The organism is Micromonospora chersina (genome assembly GCF_900091475.1).
GTDB classification, from domain to species: domain Bacteria; phylum Actinomycetota; class Actinomycetes; order Mycobacteriales; family Micromonosporaceae; genus Micromonospora; species Micromonospora chersina.
The window spans coordinates 3,332,411-3,357,796 of sequence record NZ_FMIB01000002.1 but is presented as its reverse complement, the minus strand read 5'-3'; the positions used below and the strand labels follow the sequence as shown (position 1 = coordinate 3,357,796).

19 protein-coding genes are annotated in these 25,386 nt (G+C 74.7%); 12 read left to right on the top strand and 7 right to left on the bottom strand.

Annotated elements, in window-relative coordinates; translation table 11 throughout:
* Window positions 1–22: 22 nt before the first annotated feature.
* Entirely contained in the window at window positions 23–442 is a 420-nt protein-coding gene (locus tag GA0070603_RS15335) for an HIT family protein (RefSeq protein ID WP_091313767.1), read from the bottom strand.
* A 68-nt stretch (window positions 443–510) separates the two neighbouring features.
* Here GA0070603_RS15335 and GA0070603_RS15330 point away from each other — a divergent pair, with 68 nt between their 5' ends.
* From GA0070603_RS15330 to ilvA, 4 genes are read left to right on the top strand one after another with little or no spacing between them, the layout of a single operon-like run.
* Window positions 511–1,653 carry a cystathionine gamma-synthase gene (locus tag GA0070603_RS15330; protein ID WP_091313764.1) on the top strand — a complete coding sequence of 381 codons (1,143 nt, stop codon included), beginning with the start codon at window positions 511–513 and terminating at the stop codon, window positions 1,651–1,653.
* 16 nt (window positions 1,654–1,669) lie between these two features.
* Window positions 1,670–3,082: an amidase gene (locus GA0070603_RS15325; protein WP_091313760.1), complete on the top strand. Its 1,413-nt coding sequence runs from the start codon at window positions 1,670–1,672 to the stop codon at window positions 3,080–3,082.
* Window positions 3,083–3,126: 44 nt separating this feature from the next.
* On the top strand, window positions 3,127–4,047 hold the full coding sequence (locus GA0070603_RS15320) for a DUF4328 domain-containing protein (protein WP_091313756.1): 921 nt from the start codon (window positions 3,127–3,129) through the stop codon (window positions 4,045–4,047).
* Window positions 4,044–5,264 carry a threonine ammonia-lyase gene (gene ilvA, locus GA0070603_RS15315; RefSeq protein WP_091313753.1) on the top strand — a complete coding sequence of 407 codons (1,221 nt, stop codon included), beginning with the start codon at window positions 4,044–4,046 and terminating at the stop codon, window positions 5,262–5,264. The genes GA0070603_RS15320 and ilvA overlap by 4 nt, the downstream gene beginning before the upstream one ends.
* Window positions 5,265–5,396: 132 nt before the next feature.
* Here the strand turns inward: ilvA and greA are convergent, their stop codons facing one another.
* Both greA and GA0070603_RS15305 read right to left on the bottom strand, forming a co-directional pair.
* Window positions 5,397–5,897: a transcription elongation factor GreA gene (greA, locus tag GA0070603_RS15310; RefSeq protein ID WP_091313749.1), complete on the bottom strand. Its 501-nt coding sequence runs from the start codon at window positions 5,895–5,897 to the stop codon at window positions 5,397–5,399.
* 143 nt (window positions 5,898–6,040) lie between these two features.
* Window positions 6,041–6,475, bottom strand: a complete 435-nt coding sequence (locus tag GA0070603_RS15305) for a DUF4307 domain-containing protein (RefSeq protein ID WP_091313746.1) — start codon at window positions 6,473–6,475, stop codon at window positions 6,041–6,043.
* Between the two features lie 213 nt (window positions 6,476–6,688).
* On the opposite strand from GA0070603_RS15305, the gene mca reads away from it, so the two are divergent.
* The 3 genes from mca to GA0070603_RS15290 all read left to right on the top strand — a co-directional run bounded on the left by mca (window position 6,689) and on the right by GA0070603_RS15290 (window position 10,625).
* Window positions 6,689–7,570 carry a mycothiol conjugate amidase Mca gene (gene mca, locus GA0070603_RS15300; RefSeq protein ID WP_091313743.1) on the top strand — a complete coding sequence of 294 codons (882 nt, stop codon included), beginning with the start codon at window positions 6,689–6,691 and terminating at the stop codon, window positions 7,568–7,570.
* A 48-nt stretch (window positions 7,571–7,618) separates the two neighbouring features.
* The gene (locus GA0070603_RS15295; protein WP_091313740.1) at window positions 7,619–7,912 is read left to right on the top strand and encodes a hypothetical protein; all 294 of its coding nucleotides are present in this window, start codon (window positions 7,619–7,621) and stop codon (window positions 7,910–7,912) included.
* Window positions 7,913–8,159: 247 nt separating this feature from the next.
* Window positions 8,160–10,625: a putative bifunctional diguanylate cyclase/phosphodiesterase gene (locus tag GA0070603_RS15290; RefSeq protein ID WP_208863041.1), complete on the top strand. Its 2,466-nt coding sequence runs from the start codon at window positions 8,160–8,162 to the stop codon at window positions 10,623–10,625.
* Between the two features lie 94 nt (window positions 10,626–10,719).
* On the opposite strand, the gene GA0070603_RS15285 is transcribed toward GA0070603_RS15290, so the two are convergent.
* The gene (locus GA0070603_RS15285) at window positions 10,720–11,745 is read right to left on the bottom strand and encodes a phosphatidylinositol-specific phospholipase C domain-containing protein (protein ID WP_091313735.1); all 1,026 of its coding nucleotides are present in this window, start codon (window positions 11,743–11,745) and stop codon (window positions 10,720–10,722) included.
* Between the two features lie 210 nt (window positions 11,746–11,955).
* On the opposite strand from GA0070603_RS15285, the gene GA0070603_RS15280 reads away from it, so the two are divergent.
* The gene (locus tag GA0070603_RS15280; RefSeq protein WP_091313731.1) at window positions 11,956–12,846 is read left to right on the top strand and encodes a hypothetical protein; all 891 of its coding nucleotides are present in this window, start codon (window positions 11,956–11,958) and stop codon (window positions 12,844–12,846) included.
* A gap of 84 nt (window positions 12,847–12,930) precedes the next feature.
* On the top strand, window positions 12,931–14,967 hold the full coding sequence (locus GA0070603_RS15275) for a thioredoxin domain-containing protein (protein WP_091313727.1): 2,037 nt from the start codon (window positions 12,931–12,933) through the stop codon (window positions 14,965–14,967).
* A gap of 3 nt (window positions 14,968–14,970) precedes the next feature.
* Here the strand turns inward: GA0070603_RS15275 and GA0070603_RS15270 are convergent, their stop codons facing one another.
* On the bottom strand, window positions 14,971–15,621 hold the full coding sequence (locus GA0070603_RS15270) for a pyridoxine/pyridoxamine 5'-phosphate oxidase (protein ID WP_091313723.1): 651 nt from the start codon (window positions 15,619–15,621) through the stop codon (window positions 14,971–14,973).
* Between the two features lie 103 nt (window positions 15,622–15,724).
* Here GA0070603_RS15270 and GA0070603_RS15265 point away from each other — a divergent pair, with 103 nt between their 5' ends.
* Together GA0070603_RS15265 and purE are read left to right on the top strand one after the other, a co-directional pair.
* Window positions 15,725–16,885: a 5-(carboxyamino)imidazole ribonucleotide synthase gene (locus tag GA0070603_RS15265; protein ID WP_091313718.1), complete on the top strand. Its 1,161-nt coding sequence runs from the start codon at window positions 15,725–15,727 to the stop codon at window positions 16,883–16,885.
* Window positions 16,882–17,373, top strand: coding sequence for a 5-(carboxyamino)imidazole ribonucleotide mutase (gene purE, locus GA0070603_RS15260; protein ID WP_091313715.1), 492 nt, complete (start codon window positions 16,882–16,884; stop codon window positions 17,371–17,373). Before GA0070603_RS15265 ends, purE begins: the two co-directional genes overlap by 4 nt.
* Window positions 17,374–17,464: 91 nt before the next feature.
* On the opposite strand, the gene GA0070603_RS15255 is transcribed toward purE, so the two are convergent.
* On the bottom strand, window positions 17,465–22,378 hold the full coding sequence (locus GA0070603_RS15255) for an SCO7613 C-terminal domain-containing membrane protein (protein WP_091313707.1): 4,914 nt from the start codon (window positions 22,376–22,378) through the stop codon (window positions 17,465–17,467).
* Window positions 22,379–22,539: 161 nt separating this feature from the next.
* Complete coding sequence (locus tag GA0070603_RS15250) at window positions 22,540–23,967, bottom strand: UDP-glucose dehydrogenase family protein (protein WP_091313704.1); 1,428 nt, start codon at window positions 23,965–23,967, stop codon at window positions 22,540–22,542.
* A 248-nt stretch (window positions 23,968–24,215) separates the two neighbouring features.
* On the opposite strand from GA0070603_RS15250, the gene GA0070603_RS15245 reads away from it, so the two are divergent.
* Complete coding sequence (locus tag GA0070603_RS15245) at window positions 24,216–25,379, top strand: acyl-CoA dehydrogenase family protein (RefSeq protein ID WP_091313701.1); 1,164 nt, start codon at window positions 24,216–24,218, stop codon at window positions 25,377–25,379.
* The last annotated feature ends 7 nt before the right edge of the window (window positions 25,380–25,386 follow it).

The following is a 25,386-nucleotide window of genomic DNA, read 5'->3' as shown; positions in this document are numbered from 1 at the left end:
CGGCCTCCCGTCCGGCGGACGGTCAGGGCCCCGCCAGGGCGGCGGCGACGCGCTCCGCGTAGCCGCGGGCCTCGGCGTCGTCCGCGTACCGGGTCCGGGGCCAGAAGAAGCCGCGCAACCCGTCGCCCTTGGTCCGCGGCACGACATGGGTGTGCAGGTGGGGGACCGACTGGGACACCTTGTTGTTCATGGCCACGAACGTCCCGCCCGAGCCCAGGCCGGCCTCCACCGCCACGGCGAGCCGCTGCACCAGCCGGAAGTAGCCGGGCAACGCCTCGGCCGGCAGGTCGGCCAGGGTCACCAGGTGGGTCCGCGGCACCACCAGCACGTGCCCCTTGAACACCGGCCGGGTGTCCAGGAACGCCACGCCGTCCGCCTCGTCGGCGACCCGGAACGCCGGCACCTCACCCGCCACGATCCCGCAGAACACGCACCCAGCCACCCCGCCAGGCTAGGCGCTGATGGCGGGTTCCACGCGGTGGGATCGGCGGGCGGACTAACGTCTCGGGAATGAGTCACGGCTTCGAGACGCTCGCCATCCACGCCGGTCAGGACCCGGAGGCCCGCACCGGCGCGGTGATCCCGCCGATCTATCAGACCAGCACCTACGCCCAGGACGCCGTCGGCGCGCCCCGGGAGGGCTACGAGTACAGCCGCTCCGGCAACCCCACCCGCGACGCGCTCCAGGAGTGCCTGGCCGCCCTGGAGGGCGGGCCGGTGGGGCTCGCCTTCGCCAGCGGCCTGGCCGCCGAGGACACCCTGCTGCGGACCGTCTGCAAGCCCGGGGACCACGTGGTGATCCCGGACGACGCGTACGGCGGCACCTACCGGCTCTTCGCCAAGGTGGCCGAGCGCTGGGGCCTCGACTACACGCCGGCCCGGGTCTCCGACCCGGACGCGGTGCGGGCGGCCATCCGCCCCGGCGCCACCCGGATCGTCTGGGTGGAGACGCCGACCAACCCGCTGCTCGGCATCGCCGACATCGCCGCGCTTGCCGCCGTCGCGCACGAGGCCGACGCGCTGCTGGTGGTCGACAACACCTTCGCCTCGCCGTACCTCCAGCAGCCGATCGCGTTCGGCGCGGACGTGGTGGTCCACTCGACCACCAAGTACATCGGCGGCCACTCCGACGTGGTCGGTGGCGCCCTGATCGCCGCGGACCGGGCGCTCGGCGAGGAGCTGCGCTACCACCAGAACGCGATGGGCGCCGTCAACGGCCCCTTCGACGCCTGGCTCACCCTGCGCGGCATCAAGACCCTCGGGGTACGCATGGACCGGCACTGCGACAACGCCGAGCGGATCGCCGCCTACCTGGACGGTCACGCGAAGGTCGCGCAGGTCATCTACCCGGGCCTGCCGGCGCACCCCGGTCACGAGGTCGCCGCCAAGCAGATGCGTCGCTTCGGCGGGATGATCTCCTTCCGTGCCGCGGGCGGCGAGGAGCACGCCGTGGAGATCTGCAACCGGGCGAAGCTCTTCGTGCTCGCGGAGTCGCTCGGCGGGGTCGAATCCCTGATCGAGCACCCGGGACGGATGACACACGCGAGCGCTGCCGGCTCGCCGCTTGAAGTTCCCGGCGATCTCGTGCGACTGTCTGTCGGCATCGAGACGGTCGACGACCTGCTCGCCGATCTGGAGCAGGCGCTGGGCTGACCGCTGGCTGGGGAGGATGGCCGTGCAGGACATCATGCCGACGACCTGGGTGGGGGCGACCGCGAAGCAGATCGCCCGCGGCGTACGCCGGGGTGACGTCTCCGCCACCCAGGTCGTGGCCGACCACCTGGACCACATCGCCCGTGCCGACGCCGAGCTGGCCGCGTTCCGCGCGGTACGCGGCGGCGAGGCGATCACCGAGGCGGAGAAGGTCGACGAGCAGGAGGATCTGGCCAACCTCCCCCTGGCCGGCGTGCCGGTCGCGGTCAAGGAGAACACCCCGGTCGCCGGCCTGCCGACGTGGAACGGGTCGGCCGCCGTGCGTACCCCTGTGGCGGAGGCCGACCACGAGGTGGTCCGGCGGCTGCGCGGCGCGGGCGCGGTGATCCTCGGCGTGACGCGGATGCCGGAGCTGGGCCTCTGGGCCCTCACGGACGACGAGACCGGGGTGACCCGCAACCCGTGGGACCCGGCGCGGACCCCCGGCGGCTCGTCCGGCGGCGCGGCCGCCGCGGTGGCCGCCGGGCTGGTGCCGATGGCGCACGGCAACGACGGCCTCGGCTCGATCCGTATCCCGGCGGCCTGCTGCGGTCTGGTCGGGCTCAAGCCGGGCCGGGGCGTGGTGCCCTGCCAGCTCGGCGCGGACGACTGGTTCGGCCTCACCGAGCACGGCGTGCTGACCGGCACGGTGGCCGACGCGGTGGTCGGCTTCTCGGTGCTGGCCGGGCGGCGTCCGGAGAAGCTGGTCCCGCCGCCGCGGCTGCGGGTCGGCGTCTCGCTGCGCTCCCCGGTGCGCGGCGTCTCGCCGGACGCGCCGAACCGGGACGCGGTCGCCGCCGCGGGCCGGCTGCTCGCCGCCGCCGGCCACGACACCGTCCCCGCCGACCCGGTCTACCCGACCCGGCTCGGCCTCCAGGGCATCGCCACCTGGTTCGCCGCGGCCGCCGCCGACGTGCAGGCCGCGGGCGTGGAGCGGCGCGGCCTCCAGCGGCGCAGCCGCCGGCACGTCGCGCTCGGCGAGTGGGCGCAGCGCCGGGGGTACGTGCGCGAGGCCGACCGCGCCGCCTGGCGCGACCGGTCGGTGAACTTCTTCGCCGACCACTCGGTCGACCTGCTGCTCACCCCGGCGCTGGCCGGCCCGCCGCCGGCGGCCGCCGGCTGGTCCGGCCGGTCCTGGGTGGCGAACATGAAGGCCAACATCGGGTACGCCCCGTACGCCGCGCCCTGGAACATCGCGGGGCTGCCCGCCATCGTGGTGCCGGTCGGCCGCCGCCCGGACGGCCTGCCGGTCGCCGTGCAGTTCGTCGGCCCGCCCGGCTCGGAGCTGCTGCTGCTCGGCGTGGCCGGCCAGTTCGAGATGCAGGCGCCGTGGCAGCGGCACGCCCCCGGCTATCCCCGGGTCGGGACGGGGTCGCCGGCCCGCGCATGATCGTCTAGCGTGTGCGCACCTCACGCACACCGGGACGGTCATCCATGCGCTGCCACACCTGCGGGGACGAGACATCCCCCGCCGACAATGAGTGCCAGAACTGCTACACGCCGCACGGCCAGCCCGCCCTCGCCCCGGGCGTGCCCACCTACTCGGTGCGCGGGATCGGCCTCGCCGCCTCCGTCGCGGTGGGCGCGACCGCGCTGCTCTACGCGTTGGTGGCACTCTTCCCGCTGGCCGGCGTCGTGCTGGCCGGCCGGGCGAGGGAGAGCCAGGACCCGGACGTGCTGCTCGGCGCCGTGCTGCTCGAGGTGGTGCTCTCGCTGCCGTTCCTGGTGGCCTACCTGACGGCCGCCGTACTGGTCATCATCTGGACCTGGCGGGCCCGGAAGAACCTGGATGCCTTCCCGGGTGCGCTTCCGCACCTCGGGACCGGCTGGGCGATCGCCGGCTGGCTGGTGCCGTTCGCCAACTTCGTGGTGCCCGCCCGGGTGGTCGCCAACCTCGCCCGGGACAGCCTCTGGAAGCGGTTCACCCCGGGGCTGGTCTGGATCTGGTGGGCCGCGTGGCTGGCCTTCAGCGTCGGGGAGCGCCTGGTCAGCCGGCGCGACGACCGGGCGTACGCCCGGCTGCCCGAGGAGCCCCGGTTCGACACCGAGTTCCGGTGGTATGCCGACTTCTACCGCGAGGCGCTCGGCTGGCACCTCATCCCGCTGGTCGCCTGCCTGACCGCCGCGGTGTCGGTGATCGTGCTGATCCGGCGCATCTCCGTGGCGCAGGAGCAGCGGATTGCTCTCGGCCGGCCTGCCTGGCCCGTCCCCGCCGGCTGGCCGGCGCCGGGCGTGCCGTTCGGGTACGCCCACCCGGCGCAGCCGGGAGTTGCGCCGTCACCGCAGGTGCCGGCGGAGCCGACCGTGGCGTCGCCGCAGGTTCCGCCGGGGTCGGGTGGCACGATCGGGGCATGACGGAACTGGTCGGTCTCGCCGACGTACAGGCCGCGCGGGAACTGCTCGCCGGCGTCACCCGCACCACCCCGCTGGAGCCGTCCCGGCCGCTCAGCGCCGCGCTCGGCGGGCCGACGTGGTTGAAGTGCGAGAACGTGCAGCGCGCCGGGTCGTACAAGGTCCGCGGCGCGTACGTGCGGATCTCCCGGCTCTCCCCGGAGGAGCGGGAGCGCGGCGTGGTCGCGGCGAGCGCCGGCAACCACGCCCAGGGGGTGGCGCTCGCCGCCGGCCTGGTCGGCGCGCACGCCACGGTGTTCATGCCGGTGAACGCGCCGCTGCCGAAGGTGGCCGCCACCAAGGGGTACGGGGCCCAGGTCGAGTTGGTCGGCAACACGGTGGACGAGTCGCTCGTCGCGGCGCAGACCTTCGCCGAGCGGACCGGGGCGGTGTTCATCCACCCGTTCGACCACCGGGACGTCATCGCCGGGCAGGGCACGGTGGCCCTGGAGATCCTCGAACAGTGCCCGGACGTGAAGACCATCGTGACCGGGGTGGGCGGCGGCGGGCTGATCTCCGGCCTGGCGGTGGTCGCCAAGGCGCTGCGCCCCGACGTACGCGTGATCGGCGTGCAGGCGGCGAGCGCCGCCGCCTTCCCGCCCTCGCTCAAGGCCGGCGAGCCGGTCCGGCTGCCCTTCTTCTCGACGATCGCCGACGGGATCGCGGTCGGCCGCCCGGGCGAGCTGACCTTCACCCACGTCCGCAAGCTTGTCGACGAGATCGTCACGGTCACCGAGGAGGACATCTCCCGGGCGCTGCTCATGCTGCTCGAACGCGGCAAGCAGGTGGTGGAGCCCGCCGGCGCGGTCGGCGTGGCCGCGCTGCTGGCGGGGGCCGTGGAGGTGCAGGCGCCGGTGGTGGCCGTGCTCTCCGGCGGCAACATCGACCCGCTGCTGATGCTGCGGGTGATCGAGCACGGGTTGGCGGCGGCCGGCCGCTACCTGCGGGTCACCGTCCGCTGCACGGACCGGCCGGGTCAGCTCGCCTCGCTGCTCAGCGAGATCGCCGAGCACCGGGCCAACGTGGTCGACGTGGTGCACCAGCGGGCCAACCCCCACTTGCGGCTCGGCGAGGTGGAGGTCGCGCTGTCGGTGGAGACCCGCGGTGTCGAGCACTCGGACACGCTGATCAGCGCCCTGCGGGCCAGCGGCTACCAGGTGGTCTTCGCGGGCGAGGGATGAGCACCGAGGACGCGACCGCCCCGGCCGGACGATGCCGGTCGGGGCGGTCGGGTGTTTCTGGCTCGGATCCGAGGAGCCTGTCAGCCTCGGTCGGGTCGGACCCGAGCCATCCGGCGCGGGTCCGGTTGGCGGCTAGCCGGAGAACGGCTCGAACTTGACGACCGTCACCTTGATGTCGGCCCCGCTGGGGGCCGTGTAGGTGCAGGTCTGGCCCGCCTTGCCGCCCAGGATCGCCTTGCCGAGCGCGGACTCGGGGCTGTAGACGGTGAGGTCGGTCGTGGAGGCGATCTCACGGGAGCCGAGCAGGAAGGTCTCCGTGTCGTCGGCGTCGTCGTCGAAGTAGATCGTGACGACCATGCCGGGCGACACCACGTCGGCGGTCGGGGCCTCGCCGACCTTGGCCGTGCGGAGCAGCTCCTTCAGGTAGAGGATGCGACCCTCGGCCTTGCCCTGCTCCTCGCGGGCGGCGTGGTAGCCACCGTTCTCCCGCAGGTCGCCCTCCTCCCGCCGGGCGTTGATCTCGGCGGCGATCACCGGTCGGTTGGCGATGTGCTCGTCGAGCTCGGCCTGCAGGCGGTCGTACGCGTCCTGGGACAGCCAGGTGGCGGGCGCCTCGTTGTCATTGGTGGACACAGGCGATCTCCTCGTTGGTGCGGACTGGCTGACAGGTGAACTACCAAGTTACCAGTGCCGGCCACGTCAGGGTGTCGCTGATCACCCCGGGTGCCGGCGGTCGGACCCGGGGTACGCGTGCCGGCGGCTCGCCGGCTTCCGGCTCAGCCGGCCGCTCGGCAGCGCAGCACCTCGCCGATGAAGGGTCGGGCCGTGGTCGGCACCTCCTGCCGGGTCCGGACGTGCCGTTCGCCGGGCGGGGCGGTCACGGTGGTCTCGACGTGGCCCACCTCGGCGCCGTCGTGGGAGCGCGCCCGCAGCAGGCAGGTCGCCGAGCCGCCCTCGGGGACGGTGACCCGGAACTCGACCACGACGCGCGAGTCGGTGATTCCCGTGTAGGTGATCACCTCGGCGCGGTAGTCCGGGTCGCCGTACTGGCCGTAGAGCTTCACGGAGAGCAGCCCGAGGAGCGCGAGCAGGAGGGCCCCCACCAGCACGAGCAGGAGCGGACGGCGGCGCCCCGGCTCCCGGCGGCGGCCGTAGCGGCCGGGCGGGAAGACCGGTGCACCCGGTGCGATTGTGGCGTGCGTCTCGCTCACCGGCGGGTATCTCCTGGCGTTGTTGTCGGCGGCATCGGCAAGAATGGCAGAGTCCATCTTCCCAGCCCGGCGCTGAGCCAAGGATGGCAGGTCGGCCCCGCCGCCGACCGGCCAGCACGGGGGCTTTCGCGGGCGCGGGGGGAGATTCCGGCAGGTCAGCCGGGCGGGCCCGGGTGGGCCGGGCCCGGCGGGCACAGACGAGGAGCGCCGAAGGTGGCAGAGCAGCTGCGGCTCATGGCGGTGCACGCCCATCCCGACGACGAGTCGAGCAAGGGCGCCGCCACCATGGCGAAATACGTCGCCGAGGGGGTGGATGTCCTGGTCGTCACGTGCACGGGTGGCGAGCGGGGCAGCGTGCTCAACCCCAAGATGGACCGGCCCGACGTGTGGGCCAACATCGGCGACATCCGCCGCGCCGAGATGGACGCGGCCCGCGCCATCCTCGGCATCGAGCAGGCGTGGCTCGGTTTCGTCGACTCCGGCCTGCCCGAGGGTGACCCGCTGCCGCCGCTGCCGGACGGCTGCTTCGCGCTGGAGGAGGTCGACGTCGCGGCCGCCCCGCTGGTGCGGCTCATGCGCCAGTTCCGCCCGCACGTCGTCACCACGTACGACGAGGAGGGCGGCTACCCGCACCCCGACCACATCATGACCCACAGGGTGACAGTGGCCGCCTTCGAGGCCGCCGGCGACCCGGACCACCACCCGGAGCTGGGCGAGCCGTGGCAGCCGCTCAAGCTCTACTACGACGTGGGCTTCTCGCGCGCCAAGATCATGGCGCTGCACGAGGCGATGCTGGCCGCCGGCCTGGAGTCGCCGTACGGCGAGTGGATGAAGCGCTGGGAGGACCGCCCCGACAAGGGCGAGCGGATCACCACCCGGGTCGAGTGCGCCGAATACTTCCCGGTCCGCGACGACGCGCTGCGTGCCCACGCCACCCAGATCGACCCGGACGGGTTCTGGTTCCAGGTGCCGATGGACCTCCAGCAGCGCGCCTGGCCCACCGAGGACTTCCAGCTCGCCCGCTCGATGGTCGACAGCCCGCTGCCCGAGTCCGACCTCTTCGCCGGGGTGCGCGAGACGTGCCATGCCCGCTGATTTCCCGGCGGGCTACGCTGGTCGTCAGCCGCACATCGGAGGAACACCATGCTGACCACCGCCCAGGTGCTCGCGGAGAACAACTTCGGTGACACCCGCACGGGTGGTCTGGCCGGCCCGATGGGCCTCTTCCTCATCGTGCTGCTGGCCACCGCCACCGTCCTGTTGATCCGCAACATGAACGCCCGGCTGCGCCGGCTGCCCGACCGGTTCCCCCAGCAGGCCGGGCCGGCCGAGCCGGGCCGGGCCGACTCGACAGTCGCCGATCCGACAGACGGGACCGCCCCGCAGGAATCCCCGACGAACGCGCCCAACGGCTCCCAGCAGCGCCGGAACGGCTGAACAGCGCGTGAATCACGCCGAAGCCGGTCGTCCACCCCTGTTGCGACCACCGGCTTTGGCTTAGCCTTCCGCCGGGGGGACCGTAAAGGCCCCGAGCCGTGCGCGGAAGGGGGGCGCCGATGTCGATGGCAGCAACAGCCCCCGACCGTGCCCTCCGGCCGCCGTCCGACGGGGTGGGCCCGTGACCTCCGGCCGGGCCGGCCAACCCCCCGATGAGCGGGGCCCGCGCGGCACGCCGGTCGGCGTTCTGCTGCTGACCGCCGCCGTCGCCGTCACCGCCCTGGCGGCCGCCGTGGTCGGCCTGACCGTTCCCGCGCACCTGCCGCCGGACGACCCGCTGCCCGGATTCGTCCGGTTCGGCGTCGCCGTCGTCGCGTTCGCCGTGGCACAGCTCGCCCGGCTGCGCTTCCGCACCGCATCCGGCATGGTCAGCATCACCTGGGGCGAGGCGGCCCTCGTCGTCTGCCTCTACCTCGTGCCGGCCGGCTGGCTGCCGGCCGCGGCCCTGCTCGGCACGGGGGCCGCGTGGACCGCCATGTCCCTGGTCACCGACCGCCGGCCCGCATTGGAACTGGTCCGGATCGCCGGTTCGCTCACCGCCGCCACCGCGCTCGCCGCGGCGGTCGCCAGCGCGCTCGGCCAGCCGCTGCTCGCCGCGCCCACCCCGGAGCTGGCCCTCGCGCTCACCGCCGGCGCGGTGGCCTACCTGCTCACCAGCGCCTGGCTGGGCGGCGCCGGCCTCGCCCTGCTGCACGGCATCCCCATCGGCCCGCCGCTGCTCGCCGCGCTCCGCGGCAAGCTGCTCATGTTCGTGGGCAACGTGGCGGTCGGCCTGGTCGTGGTCACCCTGCTGGAGCTGGACGCGCGCTGGCTGCTGCTCCTGCCGCCGCCGCTCTGGCTGCTCCAGCAGACCTACCGGCACCGCCTCCGGGCCGACCAGGAGCGGCGCACCTGGCGGGCGTTCGCCGAGGCCACCGCCGCGCTCAACCAGCTCGACGAGCGGGGCGTGGCGACCGCCGCCGTGACCGGGGCGCTCACCCTGTTCGGCGCCGAGCTGGTCGAGGTGGACGTGGCCCGGGGCGACGGCCGCTGGCGCCGCTACCGGGCGGACACCGGCGCCCAGGTGCGCGACCGCGAGGTGGAACCCCCGTCGGCCACCGGGTCCGGCGAGCACGAGCTGGTCCGGCGGCTCGCCGTGGGCAGCGCCGAGGTCGGCCAGCTGCGGGTCCGGTTCCCCCGCTCCGCCCCGCCCACGGCCCGGGAACGGGACGGCGTCGCGGCGTTCGGCGACGCGCTGGCCGCCGCCCTGCACGACGCCGCGACCCACCGCGAGCTGCGGCTGGTCACCGCCCGCTCGTCGTACGAGGCCGTGCACGACCAGCTCACCGGGCTGCTCAACCGGGCCGCCCTGCTGGCCAAGGGCGACCAGGCGCTGCGGCAGCGCGCCCACGACCACCCGGTGGCGCTGCTGCTGCTCGACATCAACCAGTTCAAAGAGGTCAACGACACGCTGGGGCACGCGGCCGGCGACCAGCTGCTGCGGCTGGCCGCGAACCGGCTGGCCACCATGACCCGTCCGGGCGACCTGCTCGGCCGGCTCGGCGGCGACGAGTTCGCCCTGCTGCTCACCACGGTCCCGGTGGTCGACGACCGGGCGGCCCCGCTGGCGTACGCGCTGCGGCAGGCCCGGGAGATCGCCGAGCGGCTGGCCGCGCCGACCGAGGTGGCCGGGGTGCGCATGTCGGTCGAGGTGGCGGTGGGTGTGGTGGTCGCCGACGCGGGCACCGCCGACCTGACGGAGCTTCTGCGCCGGGCCGACATCGCCATGTACCAGGCGAAGGAGGGCGGCGGCAGCGTCGCCGCGTACGACAGCTCGCGCGACGCCGCGAGCACCGACCACCTGGCGCTGCTCGCGGAGCTGCGGGAGGCCCTGGAGGCCGACGACCAGCTCGTGCTGGCGTTGCAGCCGGCGGTGGACCTGGCCACCGGCGCCCCGACCGGGGTGGAGGCGCTGATCCGCTGGCGGCACCCGCGTCGGGGCTGGCTCGGCCCGGCGGACTTCATCCGCCCGGTGGAGAACAGCGAGCAGCTCGGCAGCTTCACCCGCTACGTGCTGGACAAGGCCCTGGCGGTGGCAGCCGGTTGGGCACGCGAGGGGCTGGACATCCCGATCTCGGTGAACCTGTCGGCGCGCAGCCTGCTCGACCCGCGGCTGCCGGCCGAGATCGGCGAGGCGCTGCGCCGGCACCAGGTGCCGCCGCACCGGCTGGTGCTGGAGATCACCGAGACGGTGGTGATGAGCGAGCTGGAGGTCATCGACGAGGTGCTGGCCACCCTGCGCGCCATGGGTGTGCAGCTCGCGGTCGACGACTTCGGCACCGGGTTCTCCTCGCTGACCTTCCTCACCCGGATCGCGGTGGACGAGTTGAAGGTGGACCGTTCCTTCGTGATCCGGATGGCCGACTCGCCGGAGGCCGCCGCGATCGTGCGTACCACCGTCGGGCTCGCGCACGAGCTGGGGCTGCGGGTGGTGGCCGAGGGCGTGGAGACCGCCGAGCAGCGGACCGCCCTGGCCGAGCTGGGCTGCACCGCCGCCCAGGGCTACCACTTCTTCAAGCCGATGCCGGCGGACAAGATCGGGGCGGTGCTGGGGTCGCTGCGGGACACCGCGCGCGGCAACGTCCTCCCGTTCCGCGCCGACGGCGCCTCCTGACCGTTCCAGGCCCTGCTGCCGTCCCACGGAGGGCGGCCGTCCCGCGCCGCCGGGGCCGATTCGCCACGGCGGCGCGGGACGGCCGGTCGCCGGTTCAGCCGCGGGGCAGCACGTCGTCGAGGACGCTGGGCAGGGTCGCCCAGTCGGCGGAGGCGATGCTGGCGTGCTTCCGGGCCAGCTCGGCCACCCGGGCCGCCGCCGCGCCGGCGTCGCCAGTGCCGACCGCCGGTGGGACGTTCTGCGCGTCGGTCATCACCAGCAGGTAGTGGTTGGCGTCGTACCAGGCGGTGTCGATGCCGCCGGTGACGTACGCGGTGGCGTCGCCGTCGAAGAGCACGAACCACTGCCGCAGGCTCGCGTCGGCGTACCGGATGCGCGGGTCGCCGGCCTGCGCCCGGTGCACGGCCGGGAAGGCGCGGGCCGTGCCCAGCGTGCCGGCCGCCGCGAGGCCGGCCAGGTGGCGGGCGTACTCGACGTCGGTCCAGAGCATGTCGGTCGGGTTGCCCTCCTCGACCGTGCCAGGGATCAGCTCGACGATCACCCGGCCGGCGAGCTGGGCGCGGCTGGGCCAGGCGTCGGCGCGCGCGGCGGCGTCCAGGCCGGCGTGACCGCCGAGCAGGTCGGCCGGGCGGAACACCCGGTCGCCGAGCCGGGCGGCCAGCACCGCGTCGAGCTGAGCCGGCCCCTGCCCGGTACGGCCGCTGAAGCCCGTCTTCAGCTCCAGCTTGAGCACCAGCGGGCCGGCGTCGGGGTGCGCGCCCAGCCAGAGCCGGATGTCGTCCAGGCAGTGCTCCAGGTTCCGGTTCCGGGTGCCGGTGTAGAGCTGGGCGGCGCTCGTTGCGGCCACGCAGTTGTTGTCGTTGCCGAGCGGGTTGGAGTGGCTGACCCGCCACTGCCGGGTCAGCACGTCCGGCCAGACGTCCAGCTCGATGAGCCCGGGCCGGGCGTCGAGCGCCTGGGCCAGGTAGGGGTAGGTGCCGCGCTCGTACGCGTTGTGGATCCCGACGCCGGTGGTGGCGGAGAAGCGGGTCTCCGGCGGGACGTCGGCCGACGCGGTGCCGGGGGCCAGCACGGATCCGGCGAGGGCGGCGAGGGCGAGCAGGGTGGGGAGTCTGCGCATGAACCGTCTCCTTCGGACGGCCCGGCGGCGCCGGGCATGCGCTGATTCAGATCAACAAAGATGAATATCGGAAGGACGGACCGTGTCCCTCGGTCGCGTCACCGACACCGGCCCGGACGGGGCAGCGGAACCGGCGGCCGTTTCCTAACCTCGTGGCATGGCGGCGCACGACCTGCGTCGCACTTCATGTCCAACTACGGGGGAGGACACATGATCCGTTCCTGGCGGCGGCCCCTGCTAGCCGCAGCCCTGTCCCTCACCGCCGGCATCGCCGGCCTGGCCGTCGCCACGCCGGCCCAGGCCGATACGCCCCAGACCTGGTCCTTCAGCGTCGCGGGCGAGCCGGGCGACGTGATCACCGGCGGCGGCTCCTACTCGTACAGCAGCACCGAGCCCGTGCCGGGCGAGGAGATGAACGCCTGGGGCAGCGAGGACCGACGGAGCTTCGGGCTCGAACTCTTCGGCGAACTCGACAACCTCTGGCGCCTCACCCTCGCGGCCCCGACCGGCGAGGTCCTCAAGGCCGGCGACACCTACCAGAACGTCGGCCACGCGATCGGCGACGGCGCCGGGATCTCCTTCTACAACAACTCCTGGCGGGGCTGCGCCGAGAGCACCGGCTCGTTCACCGTGCAGGACGTGTCCTGGGGGCCCTACGGCTACCTGGAGCGGTTCGACGCGACCTTCGAGTACCGGTGCGAGGGTGCCCCCGGCGGTTCCCGCGGCGAGGTGCACATCGGCAACCCGCCGCCGTTGCCTCCGCTCGACGCCACCGTCACGGTCAACCCGACGGCCAGCGTCGACAGCAAGGGCATCGCCACCGTGCGCGGCACGCTGACGTGCACCCGGGCGGACACGCTGAGTGTGGACGGCCAGCTGAGCCAGCAGCAGAAGAAGGCGGGCCTGGTCACCGCCTGGTACTCCACCTCGGTCCCGTGCACCCCGGGCCAGGAGGTGCCCTGGTCGGCCAGCACCTACCCGGCCGACCTCCGCTTCGAGCGCGGCACGGCCCAGGCCGTCACCGAGGTGCCCATCCGGGACTTCGTCTACTGGCGCGAGTTCACGGTGACCGACACCTCGACGGTCACCCTCACCCGCTGACGGGTCGGCCGGGCCGGGAAATCATCCCGGCCCGGCCGTCCTGCTCGCGCCGCACGGTCGTCCCGCGCTCGATATGGTCGTCGGGTGAACCGACTCGCCGACGCCACCTCGCCCTACCTGCTCCAGCACGCCGACAACCCGGTCGACTGGTGGCCCTGGTGTGACGAGGCGTTCGCGGAGGCGAAGCGGCGCGACGTGCCGGTGCTCATCTCGGTCGGCTACGCGGCCTGCCACTGGTGCCACGTGATGGCGCACGAGTCGTTCGAGAACGAGGGCGTCGCCCAGCTCATGAACGACGACTTCGTCTGCGTGAAGGTGGACCGGGAGGAACGGCCCGACGTCGACGCCGTCTACATGACCGCCACCCAGGCGATGACCGGGCAGGGCGGCTGGCCCATGACGGTGTTCGCCACCCCGGACGGCACCCCGTTCTTCTGCGGCACCTACTTCCCGCGGGCCAACTTCGTCCGGCTGCTCGGCTCGGTCGCCACCGCCTGGCGGGACCAGCGCGAGGCGGTGCTCAAGCAGGGCGCCGCCGTAGTCGAGGCGATCGGCGGCGCGCAGGCCGTGGGCGGCCTGACCGCCCCGCTCACCGCCGAGCTGCTGGACGCCGCCGCCGACCAGCTCGCCACGGAGTACGACGAGACGAACGGCGGCTTCGGCGGCGCCCCGAAGTTCCCGCCGCACATGAACCTGCTCTTCCTGCTCCGGCACCACCAGCGCACCGGCTCGACCCGGAGCCTGGAGATCGTCCGGCACACCTGCGAGGCGATGGCCCGCGGCGGCCTGCACGACCAGCTCGCCGGCGGCTTCGCCCGCTACTCGGTGGACGGACACTGGACGGTGCCGCACTTCGAGAAGATGCTCTACGACAACGCCCTGCTGCTGCGGGTCTACACCCAGCTCTGGCGGCTCACCGGGGACCGGCTGGCCCGGCGGGTGGCCCGCGACACGGCCCGCTTCCTCGCCGACGAGCTGCACCGGGCCGGCGAGGGATTCGCGTCGGCGCTGGACGCCGACACCGAGGGCGTCGAGGGCCTCACCTACGTCTGGACCCCGGCCCAGCTCGTCGAGGTGCTGGGCGAGGAGGACGGCCGGTTCGCCGCCGACCTGTTCGGCGTGACCGAGCAGGGCAACTTCGAGGGCGGCACGAGCGTGCTCCGGCTGGCCCGCGACGTGGACGACGCCGACCCGGAGGTCCGCGCCCGCTGGCAGGAGGTGGTCGGACGGCTGCTCGCCGCCCGGGACACCCGCCCCCAGCCCGCCCGCGATGACAAGGTGGTGGCCGCCTGGAACGGTCTCGCCATCACCGCGATCGCCGAGTTCCAGCAGGTCGCGGCGCTCTACGCGTCCCCCGACGACGAGGACGCCAACCTCATGGAGGGCGTCACCATCGTGTCCGACGGGGCGATGCGGGACGCGGCCGAGCACCTGGCGGCCGTGCACGTGGTGGACGGCCGGCTGCGCCGCGTCTCCCGGGACAAGGCCGTCGGCGAGCCGGCCGGCGTGCTGGAGGACTACGGCTGCGTGGCCGAGGCGTTCTGCGCGCTGCACCAGCTCACCGGCGAGGGGCGCTGGCTGACCCTGGCCGGTCAGCTCCTCGACGTGGCGCTGGCCCGGTTCGCCGCACCGGACGGCGGCTTCTACGACACCGCCGACGACGCCGAGCGCCTGGTCACCCGGCCGGCCGACCCGACCGACAACGCCACCCCGGCCGGCCGCTCGGCGATGGTCGCGGCGCTCGTCGCGTACGCGGCCCTGACGGGTCACGCCCGCTACCGGGAGGCGGCCGAGGCGGCGCTGTCGACGGTCGCGCCGATCGTCGCTCGGCACGCCCGGTTCACCGGCTACTCGGCCACGGTCGGCGAGGCGCTGCTCTCCGGGCCGTACGAGATCGCGGTGGTCACCGACGACCCGGTGGGCGACCCGCTGCTGGCCACCGCGCTCCGGCACGCCCCGCCCGGGGCCGTGGTGGTGGCGGGCCGCGCCGACCAGCCCGGTGTGCCGCTGCTGGCCGACCGTCCGGCGCTGGGCGGGCGGCCCACCGCGTACGTCTGCCGTGGGTTCGTCTGCGACCGGCCGGTCACCACCGTCGATGATCTGGTCGCCCGGCTCGGCTGACGGTCACGGCCAGAGCAGGTCGCGGCTCCACCCGTCGGCGTCCCGCCGGTACCGCAGCCGGACGTGCCGGCGCTCCCGGTCGGCCTGCCAGAACTCGACGCTCGCCGGCGTCACCGAGTAGACCGTGTGCCCCTCGGCGACCAGACCGGGATCGGCGGCCAGCCGGGCCCGCACTTCGGCCAGCTCCCGGTCCAGCTCGGCGCGGTCGGCGAGGACGGCGCTCTGCCGACCGGCCAGGGTCGCGATCCGCGAGCCCTCCGGCCGGGCCAGGAAGTCCCGCCGGGAGACGGCGGGGTCGGCGGGCCGGGCGGTGCCGCGCACCCGGACCTGCCGGCCCTGCTCCCGCCAGTGGAAGCCGAGCGCGACCAGGGGGTTGCCGGCGATCTGTCTCCCCTTGGCGCTGGTGGCGGTGGTCGCGAAGTGCCAGCCCTCGACGTTCAGGTCCTTGAGGATCAGTACCCGCACGTCGGGCGCGCCGCCGGCGTCGACCGTCGCGACCGTCATGGCGTGCGGCTCGTCCACCCCGGCGGCGACCGCTCCGGCGAGCCAGTCGGCGAAGAGGGCGGTGGGTTCCGCCGGTACGTCGGTCGGGTCGAAGGACGGCATGTCGTGGGCGAGCACCGGCAGGCCGCGGAGCAGATCGCGGGTCGTCATGCGGTGATCATCCCAACCGGGCCGGGTGCGGGTCCGGACCACCTCGCCCGGGTCCGGCCCTCGGGACCGCCGCCCGCCGCCGCCCCGATAGGCTGGCGGCGCTATGGATTCCCGTACCGGACTGCCTGTCGTCGGAATGGTGGGCGGTGGCCAGCTGGCCCGGATGACCCACCAGGCCGCCATCGCCCTCGGCCAGTCGCTGCGCGTGCTCGCGCTCGCCCCGGACGACGGCGCCGCCCTGGTCGCCGCCGACGTCCAGTACGGCGACCACACCGACCTGGCCGCCCTGCGCACCTTCGCCAAGGGCTGCGACGTGGTCACCTTCGACCACGAGCACGTGCCCAACGCGCACATCCGCACCCTGGCCGAGGAGGGTGTGAAGCTCTTCCCGCCGGCCGAGGCGCTGGTGCACGCTCAGGACAAGCGGGTGATGCGCGAGCGGCTCGGTGAGCTGGGCGCGCCGAATCCGGCCTGGCGCCCGGTGGAGGCCCCGGCCGACCTGGTGGCGTTCGGCACGGAGACCGGCTGGCCGGTGGTGCTCAAGGCCGCCCGCGGCGGCTACGACGGCCGGGGCGTCTGGATGGTGGACGACGCCATCGCGGCCGCCGAGCTGGCCACCACCCTGCTGGCCGGCGGCACCCCGCTGATCGTCGAGGAGCGGGTGGCGCTGCGCCGGGAGCTGGCCGTGCAGGTGGCGCGCTCGCCGTTCGGGCAGGTCGCCGCGTACCCGGTGGTGGAGACGGTGCAGCGGGACGGCATCTGCGTCGAGGTGCTCGCCCCGGCGCCCGACCTGCCGGAGGAGCGGGCGGTGGCCGCGCAGCAGCTCGCCATCGACCTGGCCACCGCGCTCGGCGTGGTCGGCCTGCTCGCGGTGGAGCTGTTCGAGACCCCCACCGGGCTCGTGGTGAACGAGCTGGCCATGCGGCCGCACAACTCCGGGCACTGGACGATCGAGGGGGCGCGAACCTCCCAGTTCGAGCAGCACCTGCGGGCCGTGCTCGACTACCCGATGGGGGACACCTCGCTCACCGCGCCGGTCGTGGTGATGGCCAACGTGCTCGGCGGCGAGCCCGGTGGCATGTCGATCGACGAGCGGCTGCACCACCTCTTCGCCGCGGAGCCGGGGGCCAAGGTCCACCTCTACGGCAAGCAGGTGCGCCCGGGCCGCAAGATCGGGCACGTCACGGTGCTCGGCGACGACCTGGACGACGTACGGGCCCGGGCCGCGCGTGCGGCCCGCTGGCTGCGGGAAGGACACGAATGAGCACCGTCGGGCTGATCATGGGCAGCGACTCGGACTGGCCCACCATGCGGGCCGCCGCCGAGGTGCTCGACGAGTTCGGGGTGCCCTACGAGGTCGGCGTGGTGTCGGCGCACCGCACCCCGGTCAAGATGATCGAGTACGGCCGGTCGGCCGCCGACCGCGGCGTCAAGGTGATCATCGCCGGGGCGGGCGGCGCGGCGCACCTGCCGGGCATGGTCGCCTCGGTGACGCCGCTGCCGGTGATCGGCGTGCCGGTGCCGCTGAAGTATCTCGACGGCATGGACTCGCTGCTCTCCATCGTGCAGATGCCGGCCGGCGTGCCGGTGGCCACGGTGTCGATCGGCAACGCCCGCAACGCGGGGCTGCTCGCCGTGCGCATCCTGGGCGCCTCCGACCCGGCGCTGCGCGACCGGATGGCCGCCTACCAGGCCAGCCTGGAGGACCTGGTGGCCGAGAAGGAAGCCACCCTCCGCGCCTCAATCGGCTGAACCCGCGCGGACCCGGCGTCACGGCCAGGACCATCGCGCGGAGCCGGCGTCCTCTGCCCGCCCTCGACGGCGAGCGCCCACCCCTCCGGTTTCACCTCATCCCGCGGAGGGCCGTCTGGAGTCGTTCCTGAGCGCGGCGGCGGCGCTCGTTGCTCGCGCCGAGCACCAGCAGGACGAAGCCGACCGGGATCAGCACCAGCCACGGGCCGAGGCTGAACAAAGCGTGCACCGCGGCGACAGCGGTGACCGTGGCGCCCACGATCACCGGCGCCTGCTGCCGGCTCGTCGAGCCGAAGATCAGCACCGCGACGGCGCCGAGCAGCAGCAGCACCTGGCGCAGCATGCTGGACTCGGTGGCCAGCACGATCGCCAGCGTCGGGAGGAACGCGGCGACCAGCGCCGGCCCGTACGCCACCCAGCTCGACAGGTCGGGCCGGTGGCGCAGTTGCAGCACCCCGACGATGAGGGCGAGCAGCGCGAACGGCAGCGTGTACGCCTCCGGTAGCGCCACGTCGGCCGTCCGCATGAGGATCCACCAGGCGCTGATCTCGCAGATCACCACCGCCCAGAACAGCACGTTCCGCTCCACCGGCCGCCGGCCCGGGCGGCTGGCCGCCACCCCGAGTACCGCGCCCCAGGCGGCCAGCAGCGCGGCGATGTGCCGGGGCGAGTCGTACGCCAGGGCCAGCGCGATGAGCGCCGCGGCGTGGCCGCTCCACTCGACGGTGGCCGCCTCCCGGTACGCCTCGGGCCGGCGCAGCCGGGGGAGGGCGGTGGCGAAGACCTGGAGCGCCGCCCCGACGGCCAGCACCCCGAACGCGGACCAGACCGGGGCGAGCCCGGCCACCAGGCCGAGGGTGAGCACGAAGAGCTGGGCCATCAGCGAGGCGAACAGCCAGCCGAGGATGCGGGCCCGCTGGGTGGTGCCGAAGAGCGCGGCGACCGTGCCCACGCCGACCGCGCCGCCCAGCGTGAACAGGGTCAGCTCCCGGGTGGCGAGGCTGCCGGCGAGCCCGGCGTTGCCGGCGGCCAGCCCGATGGCGAACACCAGCACCCGGGCCACCCGGATCGAGCGGGCCGGTTCGGCGAGCGCGGGCGGTGGGGTGAGTGCCAGCCCCAGCATCGACACGGTGAAGACGGCCAGCCCGGCCGTCGCGGTCACCGGCCAGCCTCGGCCGAGCGCCACCGGCGTGATGAGCAGCGTGAGCGCCGCGCCCGGCAGGATCACCGGCACGGCCCGGGACCGCCGGCCGCCGCTGAACCCGGTGGCGGCGAGCGCCGCCGTCGCGGTGAGCAGCAGCGCGGTGAGCACGTGTGTGGGATCCACCGCCTCGGGCGGCGGGGTGAGCAGGTCCGGCGGCGGACCCTGCCAGACCCGGGACAACACCTGGAGCGGCTCGACCAGCGCCACGACCAGCGCCGGCGCCAGGGTCGCCAGGGCCAGGGCGGTGGGCAGCGCCGCCGCGGCGAGCGCACCGGCCGCCGGGCTGACCCGCCAGCGCAGCTCGGTGGGGTCGTCCGGCGCCCGGCGCAGCGCCCCGTTGAGCAGCACCGACCAGCGGCGGACCGGTTGGGCCGAGCCGACCGGTGGGACGGTGGCGGCCCGGATCAGCTCGGCGAGCACGCCGAGCAGCGCCGCCGCGGCGGCGTACACGCCGGCGGGGAGGTGGGTGATCACGGCGGCGGCCGCGCTGACCGTCGCACCGCCGACCACTGCCACGCTCGCGTAGGGAAGGTACTGCGGCACCTGCCGGCGGACCGCCGCCACCGCGGCCAGGCCGATGCTGGACGCGGCCAGCGCGGCCGTGAGCACCACCTGCGGGGGCCGGCCGTACTCGGCGGCCAGTGCGGCCACCGCCCCGGGCAGGGCGAGCAGGGCGGCCCCGGCCGCCGCGCCGCCGACCTGCACGAGGTGTGGCGGCATCCCCTCGGTGCGGACGTCCTCGACCAGGCCCGGCGTGAGCGCCCGGGCCAGGGCGGCCACCGTCACGCCGATGAGCGCGATGCTGCCCAGCGCCAGCGCGGTGGTCCACGGGCGGACCAGCCCGGCGCCGGCGGCGTGCAGGGCGACCACCCCGGCCACCGTGGCCCGGGACAGCGCGGCCCGCGGGTCGGCCGCGGCCACCGCCGCCATCCCGAAGACGGTGGCGACCATGGCGCCCACCAGCACCGGGGACCACCAGGGCAGGTCGAACGCGGCCGGCGCGCCGATCGTGGCGAGCACGGCGGCCGCGCCGGAGACGTCGTACTTCCAGGGCGGCGGCAGCAGGATGCCGGCGGCCACGGCCAGCAGCGCCAGCGCGACCGGCGCCTGCCAGGTCGACCCGCCGGTCGGCGCGGCCGGCCAGCCGCTCAGGTCGCCGGCCCAGATGGGACCCGGCGTGGCGAGCACGCCGACCCCGCCGCGCAGCGCGCTCCAGGCCGCGATGAGACCGATCAGCGTGCCGCCGACGGCGATGCCGAGGACCGGTCCGCGCCGCCACTCCTCGGGCATGGCCCGGGCGGCGACGGCGACGAGGGTCACCAGCGCGGCGGCCACCACGAGCTGCCCGCCGGGGGCCAGCACGGCGGCGATCCGGGCCAGGGTGGCGATGAGCGCCACCGTGGTCGCGGCGAGGGCGAGGTCGGAACCGTCGAGGGACAGGTCGGCGCGGCGGCCGGCGTCGATCCGGGGGGCCAGCGCGAGCAGCGCGGCGGCCACCAGCAGCAGCCCGCCCACCCAGGCGTCGGCGGTGGTGGCGCCGGGCGCGCCGAACCCGGCCGCCGCGACCGCCACGGCACCCAGCACGGTGCCGAGCGCGTGCGGCACGCTGAGGTGCCGCTGCGCCACCTGGACGAGGGCGGCGTAGCCCAGCGTGACGCAGACGCCGAGGAAGCTCGCCGCGAGGATCGGGACGGTGACCTCGCGCAGGTTCGCCGGGGTGAGGGTCGGCGCGGTCGGCACCGTGGCGGCGACGAACGCGGCCACCGCGCCCGGGAACGCGAACGCGGCCCCGCCGGCCGCCCAGGCGCAGACGGTGTCCGCGGCGGCCGCGGCGATCCGGACCCGCGGCGCCAGCGAGACCAGCGCGCCGGCCAGGAACAGCAGGGTCAGCGCGGCGGCCGTGAGCGCGGGCCGGGCGAGCGCGGCGCCGGCCCCGATCAGCCCCAGCCCGGCGGCGGTCACCGAGTGGGCCACCGCGGCACGCTCGGTGCCGGCGGTGAGCCCGAGCACGCCGATGGCCACCGCGGTCAGCAGCATCGGCCAGCAGGCGGTGGCCCAGCCGAGCCCGAGCGAGGCCGGCACGGCGAGGGCGGTCAGGGCCGCCCCGACGACCGCGAACTCCCGCCGGATCTCCGCGGGCAGGGCGACCACCGCGGCGATGGTGAGCAGCAGCGCGCTGGCGGCGAGCTGCCAGCCGGTCGGGCCGACCGCCGCCGCCAGTTCGGCGTGCCACCCGCTGAGGTCCGCCGACCAGGCGGGCAGCGCGGCGCGGACCGGCGCCAGTCCGGCGCGCAGCGCGCCGCCGGCCACCACCAGGCCGCTGACCGTGAGCGCGACCGCCGAGGCGAGCTGCGGCCCCCGCCGGGCCGCCTCCGGTACGCCCCGGACCGCGAACCCGGTGAGCGCGATGACCGCGGCGATGAGCAGCAACGACCGGCCGGGGAAGGCCACCGACGCGACCCGGCCCAGCGCGCCGATCACCGCGAGGGTCACGATGCCGGCGCCCACGTCCGGCAGCGGCGGCCGGCGCAGCACGAGCGTCCCGGCGAGCCCGACCAGCGCGGCGAGCAGCAGGACGGCGCCCGCCGCGGCGGCGGCCGGCACGGTGGCGGCGCGCAGCAGGGCGGTGACCGCGTACGCCAGGGCGACGGCCACCGCCGCCCCGTGCAGCACCCAGGTCAGCTCGCGCAGCCACGGCACCGGGCGCGCCGGCGGGACCGGCTCCGCGCCGGGCGGCGGCTCGGCGCCGAGCACCTCGGCGGACTCCTCCGGGTCCGACTCGGGCCGGTCGTCGGCGGCGCGCTGCCGGGGCGGGGCGGGCTCCGGGGGCGGGATCGGCAGGTCCCGCCGGACGGGGCGTTCGAGCACCACCGCCGAGCGGGCCAGCGCGAGGTCGACCACGGCCACCACGGTGAGCACCAGCGCCCACCCGGCCGGCCCGGTGATCCGCTCGTACGCCAGCAGCGGCAGCACCGGCTGGGCGGCCAGCACGGTGGCGAAGCGGGGCGCCCGCAGGCCGGTCCCGTACGCGTACCCGAAGGCGACCGCGGTGGTGACCAGGAAGATCGACCCGGAGAAGGCGGCGCCGGAGGTGCCGCCGCCGATGCGGTCGACGGCCCAGAGCGCGTAACCGGCCAGCGGCACCAGCAGCAGGCCCACCGCGGCGATGGTCTCGGCGGTCGAGGTGAGCCCGCGCCGGGCCAGCACCGGCGGGGCGAGCAGCATCAGCACCGTGGCGACCAGCAGCACACCGAGCCGGGCCAGCGCGTCCATCGAGCTGGTGGCGACGGCGGCGAAGACCACCGCCGCGACGCCGAGCAGCAGCGCGCCGAGCCCGAGGGGGATGTTCTGCACCTCCCGCGAGGACGCCTCCGGCGGGTGCTCGGGGTCGTCCACGTCGAGCCACTGTGGGCGGCTGCGCGGCGGCGGCGGGGGCGGAAGGTCCTCGGGGCCGGTCGTCGGGGTGCCCTGGCGGGGCACCCGGGGCGGCGCGCCGGTGGTGGCGGTCGGGGGGCGGCGGCCGGGCCGGCGGCGCAGCACGCGGCGGGGCCGGGTGGCCTGCTTGATCCGTTCCTCACCGGCGTGCGCCAGGATGTCCCGCTGGAAGAGGGCGGCCTGCATCTTGGCGGCGATCTGCCGCTGCTCGCGGGCGATCTCGGCGTCGCGGGCCTTCATCTCGGCGATCGAGCGCTCGATCTCGGCCAGGTGCTCGGCCCACTGTGGCTGGTCCGCGCCGCAGTGCGGACAGACGACGGCGGGCTTGATCTCCCGCCCGCACGAGGCGCACCTGAAGCTCTGCACGACACTCTCCCGTCCGGTCGGCCCCCGCACGGTGGACCTCCCAGTCGCAGCATGCCTTGACCGGGCCCGGATTTCGACAGTTGCCGGCGCGTTCCGGACAACAAAAAGAGCCGGCCGGCCGGGGATCGGGTCCCCGGCCGGCCGGCCGACGGTTCACGGGGTCAGGGGCGACCCATGCCGCGGTACTCCCACCCGGCCTGCGTCCACAGTGTGGAGTCCAGGCAGTTGCGGCCGTCGACTACCTTGCGGCCGTTGGCCAGCTCGCCCAGGGCGACCGGGTCGGCGTTGCGGAACTCGGCCCACTCGGTGAGGACGCAGACCAGGTCGGCGCCGCGGACGGCGTCGTTCATGGTGGCCTCGTAGGTCAGCTCGGGCACGGCCCGGCGGGCGTTCTCGACGCCCTGCGGGTCGAACACGTGCACGTCGGCGCCGGCCTTGCCGAGCAGCGCCGCGACGGCGAGGGCCGGGGCGTCCCGGACGTCGTCGGTGTTCGGCTTGAAGGTGGCGCCGAGCACGGCGATCCGGGTGCCGGAGAGGTCCGGGCCGGCCGGGCCGGAGCGGCGGCCGAGCAGGTCGGCGGCGAGCTGGATGACCCGGGTGCGCCGGCGCAGGTTGATCAGGTCCACCTCGTGCAGGAAGCGCAGCGCCTCGCCGGCGCCCAGCTCCTGGGCGCGGGCCTGGAAGGCCCGGATGTCCTTGGGCAGGCAGGCGCCGCCGAAGCCGAGGCCGGCCTGGAGGAAGCGGTTGCCGATCCGGGGGTCGTACCCGATCGAGCGGGCGAGCTGGGTCACGTCGCCGCCGGCGGCCTCGCAGACCTCGGCCATCGCGTTGATGAACGAGATCTTGGTGGCCAGGAAGGCGTTCGCGGCGACCTTGACCAGCTCGGCGGTGGCGAAGTCGGTGACGACCAGCGGCACCTCGCGGTCCTCGGTGGCGGCCAGGTCGAAGACGCCCTTGTGGGCGGCGTAGAGCATGCCGTTGGCCCACTCGCTCTTGACCCCGACCACGATCCGGTTGGGGCGCAGCACGTCGTCGACGGCGAAGCCCTCCTGGAGGAACTCGGGGCTCCAGGCCACCTCGACGCCCAGGTCGGCGGGGGTGTGCTTGCCCACCAGCTGCTCGACCCACTCGGCGGTGCCGACCGGCACGGTGGACTTGCCGACGATCAGCGCCTTGCGGCTCAGGTGCTGGGCGAGGCTCGTCACGGACGCCTCGACGTACGACAGGTCGGCGCCCATCCCGTCGGCGCGCTGCGGGGTGCCGACGCAGATGAAGTGCACGTCGCCGAAGTCGGCGGTCTCCTGGATGTCGGTGCTGAACCGGAGCCGGCCGGCGGCCAGGTTGCGCCGGAGCAGCTCGTCCAGGCCGGGCTCGTGGATCGGCACCTCGCCGGCGTTCAGCTTCGCGATCTTGTCCGCGTCGACGTCGAAGCCGAGCACCTCGTAGCCCAGTTCGGCGTAGCAGATGGCGTACGTCGCGCCGAGGTAGCCGGTGCCCAGGAAGGTCACCCGGGGTCGGGCCGCGCCCGAGGGCGGCGTCACCGCGGCGATGGCGGGCATCGGCTGGGTGTTCGGGTACGGGATCGTCACGCCTGTCTTCTCCGCTCGCACTGGCGGCGCTTCCTCGCGTCGCGTTCGGCTGGGGCGCCAGGGCCGGCACCGAGGGAACTGTGTCGTCGTGTGTGAGGGTAGTTGTGGCCTGTCGACCCCGCTCGTGCGCGAGCCTACCCGCCGGTAGGGTCCGGCCGAACCCTGGTGGCTATCCTTCAGTCTGCGGCAGTTGGCGGCCTCCGGGCGTCACAGACTGCGCATGATAGCGGTGAAAGGGGAGGGCCGACATGCCCGCAGAACAGTCGTTCGACGTCTACCGGTTGCCGGAGGAGCACGACGCGATCCGGGAGGCGGTCCGGGAGGTCTGTGCGGCGAAGGTCGCTCCGCACGCCGCGGAGGCGGATGAGACAGGTGAGTTCCCGAAGGCGTCGTACGACGCGCTGCGGGCCGCCGACTTCCACGCGCCGCACATCCCCGTCGAGTACGGCGGCGCCGGCGCGGACGCGCTGGCCACGGCCATCGTGATCGAGGAGGTGGCCCGCGCCTGCGCCTCGTCCTCGCTGATCCCGGCCGTGAACAAGCTGGGCACCATGCCGCTGATCCTGGCCGGCTCCGAGGAGCTGAAGCGGAAGTACCTGACCCCGGTGGCGGCCGGCGACGCGATGTTCTCCTACTGCCTCTCCGAGCCGGAGGCGGGCAGCGACGCCGCCTCGATGACCACCAAGGCGGTCCGGGACGGCGACCACTGGGTGCTCAACGGCGTGAAGCGGTGGATCACCAACGCGGGCGTCTCGGAGTACTACACCGTCTTCGCTGTGACGGACCCCACAGCGCGCTCGAAGGGCATCTCGGCCTTCGTGGTGGAGAAGTCCGACGCCGGGGTGAGCTTCGGCGCGCCGGAGAAGAAGCTGGGCATCAAGGGCTCGCCGACCCGCGAGGTCTACTTCGACAACGTCCGGATCCCGGCGGACCGCATGATCGGCGCCGAGGGCACCGGCTTCGCCACCGCGATGCGGACCCTGGACCACACCCGGGTCACCATCGCCGCGCAGGCGGTGGGCATCGCGCAGGGCGCGCTGGACTACGCCAAGGGCTACATCCAGGAGCGCAAGCAGTTCGGCAAGGCGGTCGCCGAGTTCCAGGGCATCCAGTTCATGGTCGCCGACATGGGCATGAAGCTGGAGGCGGCCCGCCAGCTCACCTACACGGCCGCCGGCAAGTCCGAGCGGGGCGACGCCGACCTGACCTACTTCGGCGCGGCGGCCAAGTGCTTCGCGTCCGACGCCGCCATGGAGATCACCACTGACGCGGTGCAGCTGCTCGGCGGCTACGGCTACACCCGGGACTACCCGGTCGAGCGGATGATGCGGGACGCCAAGATCACCCAGATCTACGAGGGCACCAACCAGGTGCAGCGCATCGTCATGGCGCGCCAGCTGCTCAAGGGCTGACCCTCCG